General features: G+C 63.5%; 3 protein-coding genes. All 3 read right to left on the bottom strand.

Annotation, left to right across the window (positions count from 1 at the left end; translation table 11 throughout):
• Positions 1-1298: tRNA uridine-5-carboxymethylaminomethyl(34) synthesis enzyme MnmG (gene mnmG / locus QZT63_RS18445; protein ID WP_290653284.1), on the bottom strand; the 1298-nt coding region annotated here is incomplete at its 3' end.
• Positions 1299-1463: 165 nt separating this feature from the next.
• Complete coding sequence (gene mnmE / locus QZT63_RS18440) at positions 1464-2804, bottom strand: tRNA uridine-5-carboxymethylaminomethyl(34) synthesis GTPase MnmE (protein WP_290653282.1); 1341 nt, start codon at positions 2802-2804, stop codon at positions 1464-1466.
• Positions 2805-2822: 18 nt separating this feature from the next.
• A partial coding sequence (gene yidC / locus QZT63_RS18435; protein WP_290653280.1) for a membrane protein insertase YidC occupies positions 2823-3727 on the bottom strand: 905 nt, incomplete at its 5' end.

The raw sequence follows: 3727 nt of genomic DNA, 5'->3' as shown, positions 1-3727 counted from the left end.
GCCCGGCTCGTGAACATCCGATACGGCTCCTGGGTCCCCCGGGTAATGAGGTCGTCGATGAGCACCCCAATGTAGGCCTGCTCGCGACCGGGCGTCCAGGGCGCACGGTCCTGCACTGCACGGGCCGCATTGAGCCCGGCAATGAGGCCCTGCGCCGCCGCTTCCTCGTACCCAGTGGTGCCGTTAATCTGGCCGGCAAAATACAAGCCGCGCACGTACTGCGTCTCCAGGCTCGGGCGCAGGTCCCGGGGATCGAAGTAGTCGTATTCGATGGCGTAACCCGGGCGGGTAATATGCGCGGCTTCCAGCCCGGCGCAGGAGCGCACCATGGCGAGCTGGACGTCGAACGGCAGGCTGGTGGAAATGCCGTTGGGGTAGACCTCGTGGGTGTGAAGCCCTTCCGGCTCGAGGAAGATCTGGTGCGAACTCTTGTCGGCAAAGCGCACGACCTTGTCCTCCACCGACGGACAATAACGCGGACCGACCCCTTCAATGTCACCGGAGTACATGGGGGAGCGATCCAAGGCGCCGCGGATCAGCTCATGCGTGGCTTCATTCGTGTGCGTGATCCAACAGCTCACCTGCTGCGGGTGTTCGGCGCGAGTACCCATGAAGGAGGCCACCGGCGCCGGATCGTCACCGGGTTGTTCCGTCAGTTTGCTGAAATCAATCGTTCTGCCGTCGAGTCGTGGCGGGGTGCCTGTCTTGAGGCGACCGACACGGAAGGGCCGAGCGCGCAGTTTTTCCGCCAGGGCATTGGCCGGCGGGTCACCGGCGCGTCCACCCTGGTGGTTCGTGTCACCGATGTGAATGCGGCCACCAAGGAAGGTGCCCACGGTGAGCACGACCGTGGGCGCGAGAAACCGCAGTCCCATTTGGGTCACGACGCCATACACGCGTTCACCGCAGAGTAACAGGTCGTCGACACCCTGCTGAAACACGGTCAAACCGGCCTGGGTTTCGACCAGCTGGCGGATCGCGGCCTTGTACAGTACACGGTCGGCCTGCGCCCGGGTCGCGCGCACTGCCGGCCCCTTGCGCGCATTGAGGGTGCGAAACTGGATGCCGCCGCGGTCAGTGGCCCTGGCCATCGCACCACCCAACGCGTCGATCTCGCGCATCAGGTGGCCCTTGCCAATACCCCCAATTGCCGGATTGCAGCTCATCTGGCCGATGGTCTCGATGTTATGGGTGAGCAGCAACACGCGCCCACCCGTGCGGGCTGCTGCCAGCGCCGCCTCAGTGCCGGCGTGTCCACCGCCAACGACAATGACATCGAAGGGCTCAGGATAGTCCAAAAATCTTCCTCCAAGCCAAGCCAGGTCGGCTATCCAATGCACGAACGGCGAGTCGGCTCAGTCTAGCAGCGCTGTCCCCTAACAACACAGGGGGCGCCCCTGTTGCGACCGAGCACAACGCTCCTGATTTGCGGGGACGGTCTGCCGCGCTTTGGCTCGAGCCACTTATTTGCCAATACAGAAGGTCGAAAAAATCGCGTCCAGCAGATCCTCGGTGGTGAACTCGCCCGTCACCTCGCCAAGGGCCGCTTGGGCCTGGCGCAACTCCTCGGCCATGAGTTCCCCGGCGCCGCGCTCGCATTGCACGGCGGCGGCCTGTAGCGCTGTCTCGGCCCGGTCCAGTGCTTCCAGATGGCGCCGGCGGGCCATGAACCCACCCTCGCCGGGCGTATAACCCATACAGTCCTTAAGGTGTTCCCGCAGCGCTGCGACCCCGCTGCCATGCAGCGCACTCAGCACGACTGTCGGCGGTTGCCCATGGCTTTGCAATCCGGTTGCGTGGCCAGACAGGTCGGCCTTGTTCCGAATCACCGTCACCGGCAGGGAGGCGGGGACCCGGCGCAGAATGGTCTCCTCCTCGCGGCCGAGCCCGCAGCGATCATCGACCACCAGCAGAAGGCGGTCTGCGCTGTCAATGGCGTTCCAGGCTCGGCGGATGCCTTCGCGCTCCACCGCTTCGTCGCTGTCGCGCAGGCCGGCGGTATCAACCACATGCAACGGCATCCCGTCGAGGTGGATTTGCTCCCGCAACACATCGCGGGTGGTCCCGGCAATTTCGGTGACGATCGCCGCATCATCTCCGGCGAGGGCGTTCAGCAGGCTGGACTTGCCCGCATTGGGGCGGCCCGCGATGACCACAGTCATGCCATCACGCAACACCCGACCCTGACCGGCGGCTTCACGCACGGCATCAAGACGGCTGCGGAGGCCATCTAAACCCGTGGCCACCTCGCGGTCGCCCAGAAAATCGAGCTCCTCATCGGGGAAGTCGATGGCCGATTCGACGTACACGCGCAGTTCCACCAGGGCCTCACTGAGACTGTGGACGCGCTCAGAGAACACACCTTGGAGGGACGCCATGGCCGCCCGGGCACCGGCCTCGGATCCAGCTTGGATCAGGTCAGCAATGGCCTCTGCCTGGGCCAGGTCCATGCGTCCGTTGAGAAACGCCCGCTCCGAGAATTCGCCCGGCCGCGCCAATCGGGCGCCAAGCCCGGTGAGGCGCCTTAACAGACGATCGAGGACCACAGGTCCGCCATGGCCCTGGAATTCCGCAACATCCTCGCCCGTGAACGAACCTGGGCCGGGAAACCACAGGGCGAGGCCTTCATCGATCACCTCGCCGGTCGCATCCCGGAATGCCCGCAACACCGCGCGGCGAGGCTCCGGCACGATTCCCGCTACCTGCTCAAGCAACTCAACCGCGGCCGGGCCAGAGACGCGCACAACGCCCACGCCGCCCCTGCCCGGCGGCGTGGCAACCGCGCAGATTGTCTGCGTTGACACGACAGCTCTCGTGCTCCGTTACTCGCTCTCGCCCTTCTCAATCCGCCGGGTAATGAACCACTGCTGCGCGATGGAGAGTACGTTGTTGGCAACCCAGTAGAGGACAAGCCCGGCCGGGAAAAACATGAAAAACACCGTGAACACGATCGGCAGGGCCATCATGATCTTCTGCTGGATCGGATCCAAGGGTGCCGGATTGAGTTTTTGCTGCAAGAGCATGCTCGCGCCCATCAGCAACGGCAACACGAAGTATGGATCCGGGCTGGAGAGATCGTTGATCCACAGCACGAACGGTGCATGGCGAAGCTCCACGCTCTCCAGCAATACCCAGTACAGGGCGATGAACACAGGGATTTGCACAAGGATGGGGAGACAGCCTCCGAGCGGATTGATCTTCTCTTCCTTGTACATTTTCATCATGGCCTGATTCAGGGCCTGACGATCATCGCCATAGCGCTCCTTGAGCTGCTGCATGCGCGGCTGGAGCTTGCGCATGCGCGCCATGGAGCGATAACTGGTTTCCGAGAGCTTGTAGAAGACCAGCTTGATGCCAAGGGTGAGGATAACGATCGCCCATCCCCAATTGCCCACAACCCCATGGATCCACGATAGCGCGATAAACAATGGCTTGGAGATGATCGTGAGCCAGCCGTAGTCGACGGTGAGATCCAGGCCCTCGGCCACTTGAGCGAGGCGCTCCTGTTCCTTCGGCCCGACCCAAAGCTGGTGTTCAAACGTGCCGGAGGACCCCGCGGCAATGTTTTGACGCGGCGAGGACATCCCTAGCAGGTACTGATTGTTGTCGAGCGAGCGGGTGTAATAGCGGTGAGTCTCGTCCCGCGGCGGAATCCAGGCGCCGACGAAGTAATGCTGGATGATCGCCGCCCAGCCGTTGGTCAAATCCTCTGACAGGTCGTCGCTGC

It is taken from the genome of Aquisalimonas sp. (assembly GCF_007120195.1).
In the GTDB taxonomy this organism is placed as follows: domain Bacteria; phylum Pseudomonadota; class Gammaproteobacteria; order Nitrococcales; family Aquisalimonadaceae; genus Aquisalimonas.
This window is presented reverse-complemented; position numbering and strand designations above follow the sequence as displayed.